The 21,035-nt window shown below is 38.0% G+C and carries 11 protein-coding genes; 3 read left to right on the forward strand and 8 right to left on the reverse strand.

Features of this window, described 5'->3' with window-relative positions; genetic code table 11:
• Positions 1–6: 6 nt before the first annotated feature.
• From QM491_RS14385 to QM491_RS14420, 8 genes are all read right to left on the reverse strand, one after another.
• Entirely contained in the window at positions 7–591 is a 585-nt protein-coding gene (locus QM491_RS14385; protein ID WP_283328185.1) for an SRPBCC family protein, read from the reverse strand.
• Positions 592–727: 136 nt separating this feature from the next.
• Positions 728–1,117, reverse strand: a complete 390-nt coding sequence (gene yiaA, locus QM491_RS14390; RefSeq protein WP_283328186.1) for an inner membrane protein YiaA — start codon at positions 1,115–1,117, stop codon at positions 728–730.
• A 221-nt stretch (positions 1,118–1,338) separates the two neighbouring features.
• Positions 1,339–1,782, reverse strand: coding sequence for an aminoglycoside 6'-N-acetyltransferase (aac(6'), locus tag QM491_RS14395; protein WP_283328187.1), 444 nt, complete (start codon positions 1,780–1,782; stop codon positions 1,339–1,341).
• A 44-nt stretch (positions 1,783–1,826) separates the two neighbouring features.
• Positions 1,827–3,116, reverse strand: coding sequence for a nucleoside hydrolase-like domain-containing protein (locus QM491_RS14400; protein WP_283328188.1), 1,290 nt, complete (start codon positions 3,114–3,116; stop codon positions 1,827–1,829).
• 145 nt (positions 3,117–3,261) lie between these two features.
• Positions 3,262–4,686 carry a RagB/SusD family nutrient uptake outer membrane protein gene (locus QM491_RS14405; RefSeq protein WP_283328189.1) on the reverse strand — a complete coding sequence of 475 codons (1,425 nt, stop codon included), beginning with the start codon at positions 4,684–4,686 and terminating at the stop codon, positions 3,262–3,264.
• A 35-nt stretch (positions 4,687–4,721) separates the two neighbouring features.
• Positions 4,722–8,231, reverse strand: coding sequence for a TonB-dependent receptor (locus QM491_RS14410; protein WP_283328190.1), 3,510 nt, complete (start codon positions 8,229–8,231; stop codon positions 4,722–4,724).
• 184 nt (positions 8,232–8,415) lie between these two features.
• Positions 8,416–9,513, reverse strand: a complete 1,098-nt coding sequence (locus QM491_RS14415; protein WP_283328191.1) for a FecR family protein — start codon at positions 9,511–9,513, stop codon at positions 8,416–8,418.
• Between the two features lie 413 nt (positions 9,514–9,926).
• Positions 9,927–10,535 carry an RNA polymerase sigma factor gene (locus QM491_RS14420; RefSeq protein ID WP_283328192.1) on the reverse strand — a complete coding sequence of 203 codons (609 nt, stop codon included), beginning with the start codon at positions 10,533–10,535 and terminating at the stop codon, positions 9,927–9,929.
• A gap of 253 nt (positions 10,536–10,788) precedes the next feature.
• On the opposite strand from QM491_RS14420, the gene QM491_RS14425 reads away from it, so the two are divergent.
• The 3 genes from QM491_RS14425 (at position 10,789) to QM491_RS14435 (ending at position 20,741) form a co-directional block, all read left to right on the forward strand.
• Positions 10,789–11,508, forward strand: a complete 720-nt coding sequence (locus QM491_RS14425) for a LytR/AlgR family response regulator transcription factor (protein ID WP_283328193.1) — start codon at positions 10,789–10,791, stop codon at positions 11,506–11,508.
• 1,091 nt (positions 11,509–12,599) lie between these two features.
• Entirely contained in the window at positions 12,600–18,290 is a 5,691-nt protein-coding gene (locus QM491_RS14430; protein WP_283328194.1) for a hypothetical protein, read from the forward strand.
• Positions 18,291–18,308: 18 nt separating this feature from the next.
• Positions 18,309–20,741: a hypothetical protein gene (locus QM491_RS14435; protein WP_283328195.1), complete on the forward strand. Its 2,433-nt coding sequence runs from the start codon at positions 18,309–18,311 to the stop codon at positions 20,739–20,741.
• Positions 20,742–21,035: the final 294 nt, after the last annotated feature.

Consider the following 21,035-nt stretch of genomic DNA (forward strand, 5'->3'; position numbering starts at 1 on the left):
AGATAGTTATAGATCTTTGTTAAATCGCTTCGACACAACGATTTCAAGTTGGATGGGGTTTAACTTTATAGCATTCATTATCATGGCAATTAAGAAAATTAAAAAGTCAAGATGACTTCGATTTAAAACTTCTTTATATCTATCAGATTCTGCAAATTCTTTGATAATTCTGTTTCTTTCAGAAAGGAGTTTTGTCATGTATTTAGTTAAAAATAAGTAGTTTGCCAACTTTCCAAGAAATCCAAATGGCGATTCAAACTCAAATAAATCTGTCATAAGCACCTTATCTCCAACATATTCAAATTGATGAATGTGAGTCAGCGACTTGAATGCTCCTTTGATTAATTCATCTTTGAAGTAATAAGGACGATTGTAGTCTGTGATTTGGGCTGACAGGCGTTGTTTGATACCAAAATGTGTTGCCTCAAAAGTCACAACCTCACCTAAGCCAATCAGCCCTGTGGTTTTCCCTTCAATGGCTTTTTCTTTGGTATGAGCCGTTGAGATAGTATGTAAATCGATGCTTCTTGCTAAATCAAAGCAGATTTCTAGGCTGGATTCTATCTCGGTTTGAAGTTTAATCAGAGGCATTGGAGAATTGATAATGAGCGATTTAGTGAATTGTGAATTAAAAATTGTGTAGGTAGAGACGCAATGCCTTGCGTCTCCAGATAAGAAAATTTACAACTCAGTAGACATTACCATTAACCATTTTTCTAGCTAACGGCTAGTTTCCCTTCTGACTATCTCTAGTATTTTTCTGAACGGCAATTGCACCGAAAAGCGCTAGCAAAAAGGCAAAAGCATAAAATCCTTTTTCACTTGGCAATAGGGTGGCATTCCATAAGCCTACTGTTAAAAGAACAATCGTTAAAATAGTTGAAAACCAGCTTAAGCTGTAATAAATAGCCGTAACGGGAATATTTTCTAGTTTGTCACGAACACTTTTTTGAAGAGAAATCACAGAAAAAAGACCATACATCAAAACGGTGAAATAGTATCCTTTTTCGTTGAGAGCCATTTCAGCATTCCATAAGCCTATAAGATATCCTACGATTCCTATACCAAGCGCTACCCAAGATGCTGCTACAAAGGCACTAGATGGTTGTTGATTCATATTTAAAGGGTTTTGTATTTGAGTTAGAACTTGTTGACAAGATACAAAGCATATTGTCAATTGATAGAATGGTATTATTTTTTATGAGATAATCGATGTTATTCAACTAAGTAAAAGGAAGTTATTAGTTAACAGTATATCAGTTATCAGAATAAACTCATAATCAGAAGGATACTATCACTATGTACCGCAGATATTGTTAATCCATATCATCTTGTCTCCTAATTGAGATTTTTTACAAAACAAACAATCCTTCCAACTTCTTCGAAACCAGCTTTTTGATGGAATATAATACTGCCTGAATTGGCAAGTTCCGAGTCTGAACAAAGTTGCGTGTATCCTTGTGAGCGTGCCCATTGTTCGGCTTTGTGGATGAGTTGGATGGCTAAGCCTTTTTTACGAAAAACATTGTCAACGTAAATTCCTTCGACGTAGGCTACAGGCATATCTTCGGCACCTTCTACATAGTCTTGACGAACACTCAATTCAATAAATCCAATAGGTTTTTGATCTTGAAGTAAAATAAAAGCTGTTGGGTGCTCTGCCAATAATACTTCTTCAAAATGCTCTGACATTTCGTCGAAATGAGTATCAGTCCAAAGTTGGGTGGCTAAATGGGCTAGGATGGAGATGTTTTCTCTCGATATTTCTTGAATGCTTGTCATTAGAGGTATGGTTTTTTACCTAAAAATAAGGATTTTTTTCAAAACTATCTCAACCATTCCCATCTTTTTGTCCAATCCAATAAAGCTATATTTCTCCATTTTTGCACGGTTTTAGCTCCTTGCCATTGTTCATTGTATAAATCTATATCAGGCTTGTCGGTGTACCAATTTTTTCCTAGGCGGTAATCTGATGTATTGGGTTTTCCTGGCCAATGATTAGATACAACCATCTGTCCTTGATGAGTTGGAAAATTTGGAATATCAGATGCAATACTGTAATTGAAACTTTCGGCTTGCTTTGGACAATAACGAATAACATATTCGCCTTTGCCAAGATAATATCCTGCCCATTTTTGTACTCCTATTTTAGCACTGACCGTCATCGTAAAACAAGCAGAATCGGGATGGATATTTATCTCTGGCCCTTTGAAGTGATACTCAATAACGCTACAAACTGCTACTGTATCTTGCAGATTGGTATTTCTTGTAAAAATGACTCTTGGACTTTGTTTAAAAGGAACAAAACTGCCACCCCAGCTTTCTCTTAGTGGATTGTCTGGGTTTCCGTCCATCATGTATAATAAGGAAGGCGTGTCCCCCATTTTGATTTGACCTTTGTAATATTGATTAAAATCTTTTCCTAAAAAACCTGCCTCACGAATAGAGAGTTTACTATATAGGTTATTGTTGAGAGAATCAGGTGTTTTATTATTGGCAAAAAAACCATAATACGAAGTATTGGCTTCTATAAAAAATAAGTCAGGAAAGTTAGTAGCTATGTAGGCATAGCTGTTGGCACTCCATTTTTTATTTGGTCCACCAATCCAATAAATTTTAATGTTTTTTTGTATTTCTGGGGCATCATGAAGTGCTTGGGCTACGTCTTCCAAGCCCCCCCAAACTAATATCCAAAGGGCTTGAGCGCTTTTCTTTTTGGCACAACTAACAATCCAATTTGAGCCTTCAGTGGCGGAGGCGTATCCTTTATAAGGGGCCGCTCCGTGACGTCCTTGTTTGCTGATACTTCTTAAATATGCAGCACTAGGAAACCCCGATGCGTGTTGTTGGAGTTTGGGTAAATCTTTTTCATATAAATCTACCATGTTGATGATATGTTTTTTGGTACCATCGCCATAAGAAGGAGAAGAAATAAGGCCTTCTGTCTGAAAAAGATTTGAATACATTAAAAAGTGAGTCATCGACTGGTTGTCGTCGGGGTCGGTGCCTCCAATATCGGTACTGATAATAATTCGAGGTTTTTGGGGTACGGGCTGTTGTGCCCAAAGTATGTTGGAAAACGATAAAATGATGAATGATAGAAATAGTTTTTTCATAGAGTTCTTATTTCAGTTTAAAATTGAGGTTGTTAAAAACTCATATTTCCAATCAACTGGCAACTTAAATGCCCCGTAGATTGGAAATATGACAAACACTTGATTAAAATAATAGCCTCCAGATGAAACTGGAGGACTATTCTATTTAGTTATACCCATTGTTTTGCGTGATAACAGGATTTTGAGACCTTACGATTTGAGGAATAGGAAGCAATAGCTTATCTGTCGTGATGGCTTTTCCTTTTGGTTGCAATACCGTAATAGCACGGTTGGTACGCTTGAGGTCAAACCAACGATGGAATTCTATGGCCAGCTCTACTCTTCTTTCATGTTCAATAGCGGTACTTAATGAACCAGCAAAGGCAGTCGGGTAGCCTGCATCGCCAAATTTAGGTAGTCCTGCTCTTGTTCTTACTTGATTCAAATAAGTTGCATCGCCTGTAGCTTCAGACAACATAAGTAGTACATCAGCATAGCGTAATACCATAAAGTTGTTATTGGCTAAAGGGTTACCGCTTCCAATTGGTGCATTAGTATGTGTCCATTTGATAGGATATTTTTGCGCAATAAAGGTTGTACCATTATTATACCCCAAAGCAATTGATAAGTCTCTACGTGGGTCGTTGGCTTCGTATTCGTTGTACAAATCGTCTGTTACTTGATTCATACCACTACCATAAAATCCAAGGAAGTTATTGTTTGGATAAAAAGTTTGATAGTAACGACTGTAAGGCGCTGATGCTGAACCTCCCAAAAACTGAATTTCAAAGATAGATTCTTTGGTGTTTTTTACATTAGGTCCCCAAAGACTAGCGTAGGTGCTCAATAAAGCATATTGATTGCTATTATACACGTCCTTCAACACATTTGCTGCGGAGGTTTTGTCGCCCAAAGTCAAATATACTTTTCCTAAGAGTGTTTGCGCAGCACCTTTTGAGGCACGACCGATTTTAGTACTAGGAATTGCAGAAGCCAAAGGTAAATTTTCGATAGCAAAGCTTAAATCTTTCTTTATCAAATCATACACATCGGCTTGTGGCGATCTAGGCACAGCATAGGCCTCGTCACCCGAAAGAGGTTTTGTTACTAATGGAATATCGCCCCAAGTTTGAACCATATTGAAGTAAAATAAAGCTCTCAAAAAACGCATTTGCGAACGAACATCATTTTTGTAAGCTTCACTCAATGAGGCCGTCTCGATTTTGTCCAAAACAATGTTTGTACTAAAAACTGCACGGTAATAGTCTTGCCAAAACTGATACACCATCGTATTGGTGGTCATGAGGCTATAATCTTTAAACTGCCATTTGTCTGCCTGAATCCCCGAAATGTTATACATAATGGCATTGTCGCTCATTTGTTCATTACAATACGAAACGGGTCCTTCGGGATGATAAACCGTGTATAGAGAAGCGTAAGCCGAGTTGATGGCAAGTTCAAAGTCGTCGGTTGATTTGAAATTGTCTGCCGTTGCATTCGAAATAGGCGCAAGTTCTAAAAATGAATCACTACAACTGGTAGTAAGCAAACTTGCGGTAAGGAGAAGGTATATTTTTACAATTTTTTTCATGTCTATCCTGTTTTTTGAAGTTTAAAAAACATTGATTAAAAGTCTATCTTAGCACCAATTGTAATGACTCTTGGGATGGGATATGAGCCATAGTCGACACCTATAAATGCGCCATTTGGTGCATTTCCTGAAGCATTCAAACCACTTGAAGAGTTACCATTGGCTTCACCCGAAAAGTTGGATGCGTTATAGGTGGTATTTTCTGGGTCGTAATTGGTGTACTTACTCCACAAATACACGTTTTCGGCATTTACGTACACACGAGCCGTTTTCAAATGTAATTTTTGAGTGATAGACGATGGGATAGTGTACGAAACGCGAATGTTTTTCAATCTCACAAATGAGGCATCTTCTACCCAAAGACTCGTGAATTGGTCTTGCAAGCCTGTCAAACCTAATGTAGCTCTGAAATGTGTGCCATCGCCTGGGTCAGATTCTGAGCGCCAACGATTTGCTACACCTGCATACATGTTACGTCCGTTGTTCCAAAAACCAGAATAACGGAAGTTTTGGTTGACAATTTCTCCCCCAAATGAGCCTTGGAACATAAATGACAAGTCAAAGCCTTTATAAGAGAAATTGTTGGTGATACCCGCCATAAAATCAGGTTGGTAATTGCCTAAAGTAGTGCGGTCGTCAACGGTGATTTTTCCATCACCATTTACATCTCTGATGATTGGGTCACCAGGTTTTGTGGTCGAATAATGCGGTGTTGCATCTACCTGTGCTTGATTTTTGAAAACACCATCCACTACGTAGCCATAGAAGTTAGAAATAGGTTGTCCTACCTCTGTTTTTACCGTAACCACAAAGTCTGTGTAAGTAATAGGAGCATTGTTTTGACCTAATTGTAATACTTTGTTTCGGTTAGAGCTAAAGTTGAAATCAGTTGACCAGCTAAATTTAGGCGTTTGAATGTTCTGAGTATTCAAGTTTAATTCAACACCCTTGTTTTCCATTTTACCAATATTAGTCAACTGCGTAGAGAAGCCCGTAATATCTGGAACAGGCACGTTCAACAACATATCGTTGGTCGTTGAATTGTAATATTCAGCAGATAAACCAATACGGTTGTTCAGCAATTTTAAGTCTAGTCCTAAGTTAAATTGAGTTGTACGTTCCCATTGCAAATTGGTATTGGCAATATTCGAAATGGCCAAGCCAGGGGCTAATGTCGAGCCTGAAACATAATTAGACGAACTTAATAAGCTGGTAGCTCCATAGTTAGGAATTTGATTGTTACCCGACATACCATAACTTACTCTGAATTTCAGGTTATTGATAGCTCGAATATCTTTCATGAAGTTTTCGTCTGAAACTACCCATGCACCTGATACTGAAGGGAAATATCCCCAACGACTGTTACCCCCAAATCTTGAGCTACCGTCACGACGAATTGCAGCAGTGAAGAAGTAGCGATTCAAATAATTGTATTGAGCTCTTGCCAAATACGAAATCATGGCCCATTCTGAAGCGTTGGTAAATCCACCTGATACTACACCTGCATTGAGGGTTTCGACCAAATCATTCGGAAAACTACCTGAGGTAATTGAGGCAAATTCGTTGCGTTGTTTTTGAACAGAATAGCCCAAGAGTAAAGCCAAATTGTGATTGCCAAAGCTTTTGTCATAGTTCAAGGTATTTTCACTCAACCAGTTTAAACTATATCCACTTGTTGAATAACCTTCGGCAGGAAGAATCCCAGAATAACCATAGCCTTGTTTGTTGACACGATACGAGTTGTAACGAGTGTTGTACAAATTGGCGCTAATACTTGTTTTGAATTTTAAATCATCCAAAATTTTATATTCCAAAAAGCCTGTAGCTAAAGTGTTGAAAGTCTTATTTTGCTTGTGGATATAACGTGTCAATGAATATGGATGCCATAAGTTAAGGTCATTGTAGGCTACATATTTGTTCCAAACCGAGTTAGGGTCGCGGTAGCCAATATTACCATTTTCGTTATAAACTGGAAAAATAGGGTCACTCTGCAATGCCAAACTTACTACGTCACTTTTTCCTTGAGTACCATCAGTTCTATCAAAAATTCCTGTTACTCCAAGATTTAAGCCAATCGTAAATTTATTACTTAATTGGTGCTTGATATTCGAACGCAACGAAAGACGTTTGTAATAGTTTTCGTCCAAAACGGCATCTTGACTCAAATACGCTGCCGAAAACATAAACTGTGTTTTGTCTGTACCACCCGAAGCTGAGAACTGTGCATTTTGTGAAGGAGCTACTCTGAACATGACATCTTGCCAATCTGTACCTTTTCCGAACTGTTGAGGATTAGTCAAAAACTCATCAGGAATTTTGTAAACCGAACCTCTCAAACTATTAGGGTCAGATGCTTTGTTTTTAGCAGGATTTAGGTCTACCCAAGCATTGTTGTGTGCATCTATATAGTAATTAATCCACTGTTGTGCATCCATCATTTTGACACGTCTTTCTACACTTTGCACACCAGATTCGTAACCAATACTAAAAGTAGTTTTGCCAGCTTTTCCTAATTTGGTAGTGACCAAAATAACTCCATTGGCACCTCTCGATCCATAAATAGCTGCTGACGATGCATCTTTCAGCACCTCAACAGATTCGATATCTTGAGGGTTTACCATATTGAGGTTGAAGTTTTCAAGCGGTACGCCATCAACCACAAAAAGTGGGTTTGTACCTGCTGTAATTGAACTTACACCACGAATACGAATAATAGGAGATACCCCTGGTGCTCCTTGACTTTGGCTGATATTTACGCCAGCAATCTGACCCGAAAGAGCCTGCGTAACGTTGCTAAATGAACGGTCTTGGAACTGCTTAAAACCTACTGATGATACTGCACCTGATACTGCTCTTTTACTTTGGGTACCATAACCCACTACCACAACTTCATCAAGCGATTGAAGCTCAAGCGCTAAAGAAATATTGAAAATAGTTCGATTGCTTACTACAACTTCTTGTTTTACATATCCCACATAGCTAAAAACAAGAGTCGTGTTTTCATTGGGTACTTCTATTTTGAAATGCCCGCTTGCATCCGAATTAGTTCCTTTGGTTGTGCCTTTGATAGTAATATTTACCCCTGGGAGAGCTTTTCCTTTCTCATCGGTAATAGTTCCTGAAACAGTTGGTAAAGCCACCACGTTTTCTCGTTCTGTTTCGGGGGCACTGGGGGTACTGGGGGCTTCGATTTTCCGTAAAACAATTTGATTATTAAACATTACATACGTCACCGAAAGAGGTTTGAGTAAACGCTCTAATACATCGCCTACACGCTCGTTGCTTGCCAAAAGTGTTACAGTTCGGTTGAGAGGCACCACTTGTGAGTTGTAAGAGATTCTTATTTGAGCGGTCTTTTCAATTTTTTGTAAAGCTGATTTTAGGACTATTCCGTCGATAGAGATACTAATCTTTTTGTTGAGTTCTTCTTGCGCAGAGGTTTTTGCCCAAGCAAAACTCGTGAGGAATAGAATCATGAAAAACTGCATTCCAGTAATTCTCATAATAGTAAGCCAAAAAGCCTTTGATTGTCGATTTTTTTTCATAAACTTGAATGGTTTTCTGTTAAGTAAAACAAAAACATCCCCTTACCCTTTTTTAAAAGGGCATGTTGAGCAGACAGGAAGGGGAAAAATGCTAGGTGTTTGTTGTGTGCCACCACGACATACACCTTTTTTTATTGCTATGGAGGGAAAGAGTTAAGTAGGTTTTTCATTGCGATTGTTTAATTTATTGGTTACATCCTAGTGATTGAATAATGATTTTCTCGTTGACAACTTCAAACTTGGTATTGGGGCCAATGGCCTCACAAATGATTTGAAGTTTGGTAAATAAAGGTTCTTCGCCGAGTGTTGTCGTAAGCGAACAGTCTTCTAATAACTTTTGGTCAAAATAAATATGCACCCCGTATAGACTTTCGAGTTTCTTGAAAATCTGAGCAACTGGACTTTCGTTAAACTCTAATGCAGTACTGGTTTTTGAGGTAATTGCCACAACTTGCTCTTCACTAATAGCAGAGGCTTGCATCAGATTTTGCTCATCTACAATGACCTGTTGGTTTGGCAATAGTGTTACTCGATTGTTGTTTTCTTCTTCTTTTTCATATACCATTACTTTACCTGTTTTTACTACCACTTTTACTTCTTTTGCGGTATTAAAAGATTGTACCGTAAAACTGGTACCTAATACTTTCACGACTGTTGTTTTGGCATGAACCAAAAAAGGTTGTTGAGGATTTTTGACTACTTCAAAAAATGCTTGCCCATCTAAATACACTTCTCTATTGGGCGAGTCTTCAAAACTTTTAGGAAACTGAATCATACTGTTGGGTTCAAGTAATAAAGAACTTCCATCTGGTAATTTGACGGGCATTTTTAAATTACTCTTGTTGGTTTTGGTAATCAGCTCTTCAATGGCTTTTTGCGATAGATGCGACAGTTGAGGATTCTCATTTTTGTCTGCATACCACCCAATTCCAACACTTAGCAATAGGAATATTGTGGCGGCAATAGACCATTTCCAGGTGTTATGTTGGTACCAAGGTATGTGCTCATCAAATACCATATCCGTGTTTTCTTCCAACTGAATACGGTTCAATGTATTGGTGATGATGTTTTCTACTTGTTGGTCGGTAATTGGTTTTTCATGGATATGAGAAGCCAAAATAAATTCTCGTGCTTGCTTTACAAGGTATTGCTGACTTTGATGTGTTTGATACCATTGTGTCCATGGGTGTGAAATATCCTTATAGCCTTCAGATTTTACCCATTCGACAAAAGCTGGATCTAAAAGAAAATCTTCTATCGTGTAATCACCATATTTTTTCATAAAATAGTAATAAGTTGTCTTCTATATACAGTAGAAGAGTTATGGATTTTATATACTGCTTTTTTGTAAAAAAAAATGAAAAAATATTGTTTTGGAGAGGGGAGGAGGGGTTAGGGGTTAGGAAAGGAGTGTTTTTTAGGCACAAAGGCACAAAGGGTTTTTTAGGGTTTAGGCAAGGAGTTTTTCTTTAGGAACAAAAGTGTAAAGGTACAAAGTTATCCAGAAATAGGATTTTGCTAATAAGCACCTCATGTGCCTACATTTCTTATCAGTCCAAAAATATACTCTGTTTCTTTATTCTTTTGCCCCATTTTACTAAAATACATTTTGTTCATCTGTCTTATGTCTAAATAAAAACTCCTTGCCTAACCCCTATACCCTAACACCTAAAAATCTATGCCTTTGCCACTTCTTCACCACTCAAAAAACCAGATTAACAATCCAAACCATATAGCATCGTCAGGAAAAAGAGTGCGTAATAGCGTGAGGGCTTCATGTACAAGATTGCTGACTGATTGATATTTTACACCCATTGTCTCGGCAATTTCTTGATTTGAAAGTTCTTTATAGAATTTAAGATAGACAACTTCTTTTTGCCTTTTGGGAAGATGATTGAGATGTTGATTAATAAGCCTAATTCGTTGAAGTTCGGTTTCATTCTGAACAATTTTTTCTTCAATCGAAAAGTCAATGTCAAAATAGCTCTCAGAAGTTGAATGTTCGTTGAAATAAATCGTTTCATTTTTTTTGATTTCAGAAATAATTCTACGCCGAACTGCCGCAAATAGATAGGCTTTTACTGAGCCTACATCAGCTTTGAGATTTTGACGGTATTGCCATAATTGAATAAATACTTCTTGAATACAATCTTCAATTAAGGCATCGTCATTGACCATTTTTCGGCCATAGCTAATCAAGGATTTGGCATATAGTCGAAGAAGCTTTGCCAGTGCAGCTTCATCGCCATTGCGCAAATCATTCCATAGCGTTAATTCATCATATCGAGGAGATGAATTGGACATAATCAGGTTTTAGATCAGGTAAATAATAAATTATTCAATAAAGACTAGAACTAAGGATGTTATACTCAATGAAATAAGTGCTTTGATAGGATACGTAAATTTTTGGATAAGATACTACCAAAAATAGATATTGACTTTACACGACATTTTAGATTGGTATTATTCTTGTTAATCATTATATAATTTCATCAACTTGCAAAATTGTTTTGTATCATTGTTGAAGTCAACATGTACCAATACCTTCATTACTACTATGGTAAAATTGATTAGGAATCGCCAACCTATCAAAGTTTTAGTAATCGATGATGATCCGTCTTCGTTAGAAATTATAAAAGTATTACTAAATCAAAATGATTTTGAAGTATTGACTATTGCACCTGCAATTGTCAAGGCCGATTTGTTGTTAGAATCTTTCCAACCAAACATAATTATTGCTGCATTAGAACGAAATAATACAGGTGTTTTTGATTTTATTTCAATGTCTCAATACCTTGATACACCTATCGTTTTTATGTCGCATTGTATTGATGATAAGATATTTGACAAATGTTTGGAGCATATTAAATGTTTGCTTTTGAGTAAGCCTATTGATCAATATACCTTTCTTTCGGCAATAAAACTTTTGTTATTAGCCTATCCTACTATTCAACACAAGTTTGTGGAAGTGATTGACAAAAACCAGCAAGTATTGAAAATTCATCTTGCTGATATTGTTTATGTAGAAGCTGAAGGAAATTATACCTTTATTCACACGATTCACAATAAAGTTTATGCTAGAAAAAAGACCCTCAAGCATCTGAAAGAAGAATTAGATGAAAAATTTATTCAGATAAATAAATCTCATTTAATTAACATAGATTTTATTCAAAGGCTAGAGCTAGGAAAGCGATTATTGGTGCTAAATAATAAAGAAATAAAGATCGGAAGGTCTTTTCGCTCTGACTTAGATACCTTTATATGTCCATTGTCTTAATTTTTGTTAATTTTTACTCATAATTTTATAGCCTCAAAAGAGTATTTGACCCAACAAGAAATACTTTGCTCTTAGCTTCAAAAAAATACATAATGCTATTTTTATTGAATTTAAAAAAGAAATTATTTTACAATTCTAATGTATCATTTTGATATTGATAAAGATTGGTTTCTTTTTATCAATCGATTGGCATTTGGTCACCTTTTTTGGCATTTTATCACCTTAAGGCTATTAAAATGGAGGCTTTGGTTTCAAAATTGTACTTTCGATTTACATGTGTGATTATTTTTCTAAACAAGTGCATGTTTTTTGATGTGTAAATTCTGAGTTCACAGTGGTGAACAAAACAATGCCATAAAAAAACTTTTCGTACGTATATTTTCCACTTTCTTTAATAAGGTTAATTTCTTTAAATTTTCGGTGTAATACTTTATTATTATAGTTGATAGCTTTTTAATGAAATTAATTTAGAAAGACTCGTCCTGAAGCTATGATGTTATAAAAGTTATTCCAGAAGGTTTAAAAGAGATAGTATCGTACAAATTTTACCTTTTGATATCTGCTATGATCAAAAAAATACTAATTCTTCGCCCTTATAAACCGAAGTTTGCCTTTGTTAGTCTTAAGGTTTATACTCTCTTCAAATCTAATTTGAGGACATGGCTATCGTCCGCTTTTCATATTGCTTCTTTACAGCCCACCTTGTATGATAATCTTGATTTTGTATAATTCTTAGCGGTTATACAGCTCGAGATTTAGGAGTGTGTGGTATGATAGATGTATCGTTTTTATGGTGCTTAAGCTAGTTTACTGATATTCAGTAGATATTACAGTGCTGAAATTACTACTCTCAGTAGTTTCAGGGTTGATGATATGCAAGTGTTATTCGTTTGTAAGTCGTGCTGCAATACGACTACAAAAGATTTGATTTAAGATCGTGTCCTTCTCTAAAAGCCTTAATAATTTTAATTCTATCTAATTGCTCAAACTACTTTTCGCCAAAGTTGAATTTATAAATTTTTGAAAGTGGTGCCTAAGTAATATGGTTTGGAATTGTTGGGCTGTATGCAACAAATTAAACAATCCTCATCATGATAAAGAATTTTGTCAGATGTCTAATCCTTTTCCTGTGTCTTTTGCTTCTTTGGGGTAGTCATTCTATTGCGATAGGTGCAGATATACCCCCAAAAACCAATCTCATTCTCGCAGATCCAGGCAATACAAGTTGTAACACAAAAACACCTTGGACGAATGCTTTGTACACTAATTTGGTGGCTGCAAAAGATAATAGTGGATTACTTTGTGTTAATGCCACGACGTCAGCAACAACCAATTTAGTAGATTCTGATTTAACTAATTATGCTGGTTTTAATATAACCGGTGCTGGTTGTGGAGTCACATATAGTGTCAAGGACAATGATGCTCTTGATACTTATCCAGCAGGATATTATGCTGGGTATAAAATTTCGTCTGCAAATCTTATTAGTGGTAGCATTGGCGCTACAGTTAGGATTGAAACTTATAATAATGGAGCTTTTGTAGAGGGCAAAGATATTGTTACAAGCTTATTAGGTCTTGAATCAAGTTTAATTGATGGCAGTGGTGCTGCTACCATTGGTTTTATTACAACTCAACCCTTTGATGAGGTAACCATTACATATACAACCTTAGTGGGTGTTCTTTTTGCTGGGCAAGTATATTATCCAGTAATAGAGAAATTCTGTGCGGGGTCAGCTTTGGTTTGTAATACCCAGACCAATGTTTCCAATCCTTCTTATCCAGTTACCATTGATGGTGCATTAACAGGCATTACAGGGGTGGCATGTGCAGGATGTTCGGTTGCTAACCCAGATAATGTAATCAGCTCAAGCACCAGTGATTATGCTACTATCAGCATGGCTGTATCAGTAGGAAGTGTGGCATCATTAGCCGTAAAAGATGTTTTAACAACGTATCCCATTGGAACTTTTGCGGGCTTTAATATTTCCAATCCTAGTTTGATAAATGCGAATTTATTATCAGGCATTACCTTAAAAACGTATAAAGCGGGGGTATTACAAGAAACATCTTCAACTAGTAGTTTGCTATCGGTGAATTCCTCTTTACTGACAGGAACGGGTGAGCAGTTGGTAGGATTTATTACGACAAAAAGTTTTGATGAAGTAAAACTAGAAATAACGAATGTATTAGGAGTGTTGAGTACTACGAAGGTCTATAATGTAGTCTTGGAGAGTTTCTGTGCAGGTCCAGCATTGAGTTGTACCGATACGTATTTGGTATCACCAAGTTTTCCAGCGGTCTTGAATGGTAGTTTGACAGGCATCAGCGGGGCAGTTTGTGCAGGTTGTGCTATCAATAATAGCCAAAATGTGGTAGATGCCAATACGACAAATTATGCAGACATAGTTTTGACAGCAGGTTTATTAAGTAGTGGATCAATATCGGTAAAAGATGCCGTGACGACATATCCTATCGGAACGTTTGCAGGATTTGATATAGAAAATATATCCATTTTAGGAGCAAGTCTTTTGAGTAATGCTACCGTCAGTACTTATCTAAATGGAGTTTTACAAGAAAGTAATGCAGGCGGATTGATTTCGCTAGAATTGTTAAGTTCCACCCGTCAGGTAGTTGGCTTTGCAGCAACAAAGCCATTCAACGAAGTACGATTTACGATTAGTAATTTGGTTGGTGTAGATGTAGGAACTACAAGGGTATATGGCGCCGTGTTGCGCTTGGCAAATGCAGCAGGTTTTGTTGCACCAAGTTTGTTAAGTAGCAGTGTAAGCAATGTATGTCCAGCTACAACAGGAAATTTATCAAGTGCCATCGGCAGTGCACCATCGGGTGCAGTGATACAATGGTTTACGAATAATACGCATACAGGTACAGCTTACAGCACACCAAGCGCAGCGGCTGTAGGCACGTATTATGCCTTTTATTATGATTCAGTATTGGGTTGTTATAGCCCAGCTTCAACAGGAGTAGTTGTTACGGTAAATGCTTGTGATACCGACGGCGATGGAGATGTGGATGGCACCGACCCAGCACCAAACAACCCATGTATTTGGAGCGTCAATCAGGTATTAGCGAATACAAGTTTGACATGGCGAAATGCAGATTGTGATGGCGATGGTATTAGTAACTATGCAGAGAAGTTGGCAGGCACTGACCCATTAAATGCTTGTGACCCGTCTTTGGTTGTTCCAACAGTGAGTGCTAGTAGTATCAATAATATTTGCCCTGCAACGACAGCGAACTTGACAACAGCAATAAGTGGTACAGCTCCGTCGGGTAGTAGTTTGGTATGGTTTACAAATAGTACCCATACTGGTGTAGCTTATTCAACACCAACGACAGTTACCGATGGGACTTACTATGCGTTTTATTACAATGCTACTACAGGCTGTTATAGCGCAGCAAGTACAGAGGTTGATGTATTTATTACTTCATGCACAGGACTGGACCCAAGTGGCGCAACGTGTAATACAAAGGTTGCTTTGACGAATGGTCTTTTTACCAATTTATCACCAAGCAAGACGACGAGTAGTTTAGGCTGTTTGAATCTAACTACGTCATCGACGAGTAATTTGGTCGATTCCGATTTGAATAATTATGCAGGCTTTAGTGTGACGGGTTTAGGTTGTAATGTTACCTATAGTGCTAAAGACAATGATGTTGGAGATACTTATCCTGCGGGCTATTATGCGGGCTTTAAAATTGCCTCAACGAGTTTATTGAGTGGTAGTATTGGTTCAACAGTACGAATAGAGACTTACAACAATGGAGTTTTTGTAGAAGGAAAGGATGTAGTAACGAGCACGCTGGGTTTAGAATCTAGTCTATTAGATGGCAGTGGCTTGGCGACCGTAGGCTTTATCACAACACAAGGCTTTGACGAGGTACGCATAATTTACACGACTTTGGTAGGGGTTTTATTCTCTGGACAAGTATATTATCCAGTGATAGAGAAATTCTGTGCTGGTTCTGCATTGGTGTGTAATACCCAAACGAATGCTTCTGCTCCATCGTATCCTGTAGTAATAGATGCTAGTCAGACGGGTATCACAGGAGTTGCTTGTGTAGGCTGTTCGATTAACAATACAGAAAATGTAATCAGCTCAAGTACGAGTGATTACGCCACCATCACGATGACAGCCTCAGTAAGCAGTATTGCTTCCTTAGCTGTGAAGGATGTATTAACGACTTATCCCATCGGAACTTTTGCAGGATTTAATATCTCGAATCCTAGTTTAATCAATGCGAATTTATTGTCAGGTATCACTATACGCACTTACAAAGCAGGGGTTTTGCAAGAGAGTTCAGGAGTAGGAACTTTATTGTCTGTTAATTCTTCACTTTTGACAGGTACAGGAGAACAATTGGTAGGCTTTATCAGTACGATGGAGTTTGATGAAGTAAAACTAGAAATAACGAATTTACTAGGGATTTTAAGTACGACAAAGGTCTATAATGTGGTCTTGGAGAGTTTCTGTGCAGGTCCAGCATTGAGTTGTACCGATACGTATTTGGTATCACCAAGTTTTCCAGCGGTCTTGAATGGTAGTTTGACAGGCATCAGCGGGGCAGTTTGTGCAGGTTGTGCTATCAATAATAGCCAAAATGTGGTAGATGCCAATACGACAAATTATGCAGACATAGTTTTGACAGCAGGTTTATTAAGTAGTGGATCAATATCGGTAAAAGATGCCGTGACAACATATCCTATCGGAACGTTTGCAGGATTTGATATAGAAAATATATCCATTTTAGGAGCAAGTCTTTTGAGTAATGCTACCGTCAGTACTTATCTAAATGGAGTTTTACAAGAAAGTAATGCAGGCGGATTGATTTCGCTAGAATTGTTAAGTTCCACCCGTCAGGTAGTTGGCTTTGCAGCAACAAAGCCATTCAACGAAGTACGATTTACGATTAGTAATTTGGTTGGTGTAGATGTAGGAACTACAAGGGTATATGGCGCCGTGTTGCGCTTGGCAAATGCAGCAGGTTTTGTTGCGCCAAGTTTGTTAAGTAGCAGTGTAAGCAATGTATGTCCAGCTACAACAGGAAATTTATCAAGTGCCATCGGCAGTGCACCATCGGGTGCAGTGATACAATGGTTTACGAATAATACGCATACAGGTACAGCTTACAGCACACCAAGCGCAGCGGCTGTAGGCACGTATTATGCTTTTTATTATGATTCAGTATTGGGTTGTTACAGTCCAGCGTCGACAGGAGTAGTTGTTACGGTAAATGCTTGTGATACCGACGGTGATGGAGATGTGGATGACACCGACCCAGCACCAAACAATCCATGTATTTGGAGTGTAAATCAGGTATTAGCGAATACGACAACAACTTGGCGAAATGCAGATTGTGATGGCGATGGGGTAACCAATTATAAAGAACTTACTGGAACGGATGATAATCTAGCTACCTCTTCCGACAATACTGATCCTTTGGATGGTTGTAGTTATAACAATGTAGACCAATTATTGCTTGCAACAGATCCGTTGTGGAAATTGGCAGATTGTGATAAAGATGGGAATCTGAATGGCACAGACCCTAATCCCAAATTGGCTGTAGCCAACGACGATGGCTTCTTGGCGAACTTTGGGAGTGCAACTATATTTAATGTTTTGACAAACGATGATTTTCTTCCTAGTTTAACTACGACTATTACTCAAACTGGTGGAACAGCTGGAGGAACCATTGCTATTGTTGGCTCAACAGGTGTATTGACTTACACGCCACTTCTGTCAGAACGTGGCACCTTGGTGACAGTGATTTATCAGGTGTGTAATACCGTAGCGATTCCCAATGTATGTGCGTCTGCCACTGTAACAATTGCTGTGCCTGCCGATACAGACCTAGATGGTATCCCTGATAGCCTTGATTTGGATGATGATAACGATGGTATTTTGGATACAGTAGAAGATACCCAATTAAATGCTGACATTGATGGTGACAGTATTCCTAACCGTTTAGACTTGGATAGTGATAATGATGGTATCAATGATGTAGACGAAGGTTTGGGGATAGACCTTAATCGTGATGGTATGGCCGACGGCATTGTTTCTGTTAGTGGTATTCCAGCAACAGCTCTTACAGGATTAGTGCTTAGTGGACTAGATATTGATTTGGATTCTTTGCCTAATCCTTACGATTTAGATAGCAACAACGATGGAATGTTTGATTTGGTAGAAAACGGTTTAAACGCTAATTTGGATTTGGATAACAATGGTGTTGTAGATTGTTCTAGCAATTGTGACCCTGATGGTGATGGTATTTTGATGCCTGTAGACGGTTTGCCAAATACTTGGAAAGACGCTGGTTTTCCTGATTTAAGCCCAACAACAGATATTGATAATTTGGAATTTACTAATGTCATCAATAGTCGAGATTTTATCGTAAATATTTTTGAAATAAATGACATTCTTAATATTTCAGGTAGAGCCATAAGTTTCCGAGTATCCAAAATTTCTGGATTTGATATTACCTATTCTACAACTTCAGGGTTGTCGGATGTGCTAGGAGGTACTCCAAATAGTAATAGTGATTGGGATTTTGTAGAAAATGACAACTCGATTACTGTCACTGCCAAAGCGGGAAGTGTTACCTTACAAAATACTAAAAAAGTAGTAGGGTTTACCATTACTCGCAAAGCAGGTATTCCTAGTATTACAAGCCAGAATATCACAGTTACTATCATCTATGGTTCGGCAGGAGAGGAGCGTGTAAACAATAATATTGTTGAAACGAAAGTTACTGCCAACTAATAAAACCAAGCAAGCCTTATGAATATTTTGAAGAAAATCTGCATTCTTTTTGCCTGCTTGACACTTTTTAGTGTAAAAATAAAGGCACAAGATGTTAGTATAAATATCATTAATCAACCCGCTACGCTGACTCAAGGTTCTGCCTTGGGTCGGGTAATGGTTGATATCTGTAATAATGATGGTGGTAGCCGTAATGCCGTAGTGGGAAAATTGCGCCCTCTGATTAGCTTTCCTAGTAGTTTGGTCGGAAACACTGTTGTGCCGATTACTTTCGCTGGGTGGAATGTCTTATCAAATGATGGACAATCTATTCGGCTCGAAAATACAGTGGCTATTGCCCCTGGCGAGTGCTCTCATATTATATTGGGATATACAGGGGTAAATATTGGAGGTCCTCTCACTGTTACAGGCACAATGGGTTTTAACGGACCTCAAACTCAAGGGAATTTAACAGGAAATGATAATAGTACTACTTCCATCACAGTTGCCGCAGGGGGAACTGACAGCGATGGTGATGGTGATCCTGATATTTCTGACCCTGCAATAAATGACCCTTGTAGCTGGGGCGCAGGACAAGTGATTGCTAATACTACTCTAGTGTGGCGTAATGCAGACTGCGATGGCGATGGCGTAACCAACTATGCTGAGGCAACAGGTTTGGATGGTAATCCTGTAACTTTAGCGGATAATACGGATCCAAAAAGTGCCTGTAGTTTGAATCTTACACAAGTAACGGTCATGGCAACGAGTTCGGGCGATTGTGATGGCGATGGGGTTACCAATAAAGATGAAATCAATGGTTTGGATAGAAATCCACTTACAATCGCTGATAACACCAATCCACTTGATTTGTGTAGTTATAATGCTGTAGACCAAGTGCTTGCTAATGCCAGTACAAATTGGCGAACAAGCGACTGTGATAAAGATGGAAATATTAATTTTACTGATCCCTATCCTAAAACTCCAACAGCCAACAATGACGTTTTAACCACAAGTTTTGGCTCAACAGGTTCAGTCAATGTATTATCAAATGATGATTTTTTACCTAATATAACTTTGAGTATTACTCGCTCTGGAGGTACTGCACAAGGGACAGTTAATTTTTCACCGACTACTGGATTTATGTCCTATTCGCCTCTTGCCTCTGAGCAAAGCTCAACAGTTTCTGTGAGTTATATTGTTTGTAATACGGCGGTAAGTCCTAGTGTTTGTGCCAATGCGGTGGTGAATATAACTGTTACAGGTTCATCACCACGTTTGACTATTACAAAAGCTGTTTCCTCAGGGTTGTATTCTCTTTTCGATAATTTTACCTATACCCTTACCGTAAATAATACAGGATCAGTACCAACCTCAGGCATGATTATTATCAAAGATACGCTCCAAATGGGCTTGGTTTTGGTTTCAGCAACGGTTAATACTGGCTGGGGTTGTAGTGCTTCGGGGCAATTGGTTACTTGTACTCGTACCAATAGTATTCCTGCTGGTGGCAGTAGTGCTGTTACTATAACTGTAGCTGCCTTGCAAGCAGGGACTTTTTACAACAAGGCAGGTGTATACGGAGGCGGAGATGGCGTTGCTACTAATGGAAACACCGCGGCACAATCAAATGTTACAACCACGTTTGTGGCACAATTTTCGGTAAGGGTAACCTTAAAAGTTTTCCTCAAAGGAGCGTATAATCCTATCGATGGATTAATGCAAGACAATTTACGATCACTAGGGCTTATACCGCTGGTACAACCTTACGGGAAAGGAGCTTACGCAGATATTCCGCATTTAGGACCAGACGAAGTTACTACTGCTGATGTTCTGGCTGTAACAGGAAACAACGCTATTGTGGATTGGGTTTCGGTAGAGTTACGAGATAAAAATAATCCCGAAAGTATATTGTCGAGCCGTTCGGGACTCATACAGCGTGATGGAGATATTGTCGATGTAGATGGGGTAAGTTGTTTGAGGCTCATGAATGTAAATAACAACAATTATTATATCGCTATTCGCCACCGAAATCATTTGGCTGCCATGAGTGCTTTGAGTTATCCACTGACAGATGCTTGTTTTAATTTGATTGATTTTACCAGCCCAAGTGTGAGCTTATATACAAAATCTAATACAGACCCAGAATTTAGTGCTTATCCGATGATGGATGTTGGAGGTATTCGTGCGTTGTGGGGAGGTAATGCCAGTCCTGATAGATTTGTCATATATCAAGGACCAAATAATGATAGAACTTTTGTTGGAAGTGTAATTTTGACAGACCCCAATAATACAGAAAATTTGAATAATTATATGGTAACAGGATACTTGCGCTCAGACTTAAATCTGGATGGCAATACCATTTTACAAGGACCAAATAATGATATAAATCTATTATTTAACGAAATATTTACACACCCCGAAAACGTTGAAAAGCTAAATAATTTTATTATTTTTCAGGAATTACCTTAAGTATCTATTCAATGAAAGCTAAGCCGTTTAGCTTTTTCTAAAAACCACGCAGTCTTTACGTAGTCTGTTTAAGTATGTTAACTTTAAAAATTTACAACATTATATGTTAGCGGTCAAAATTAAAATTATTTTACCCGCACTAAGCTCTAGGCTTTATGCAGTAGGCTAAAAGTTAGATAGTATTTTTTATGAAGTACTAGATGCTTTTTTGCCTAATGCCTACAGCTTACAGCCTAAAGCGTATTAATTCAATTTTATGTTGTACTAATACCTAAGTTGGTGGGCAAAATATAA

It is taken from the genome of Flectobacillus longus (assembly GCF_030056705.1).
GTDB classification, from domain to species: Bacteria; Bacteroidota; Bacteroidia; order Cytophagales; family Spirosomataceae; genus Flectobacillus; species Flectobacillus longus.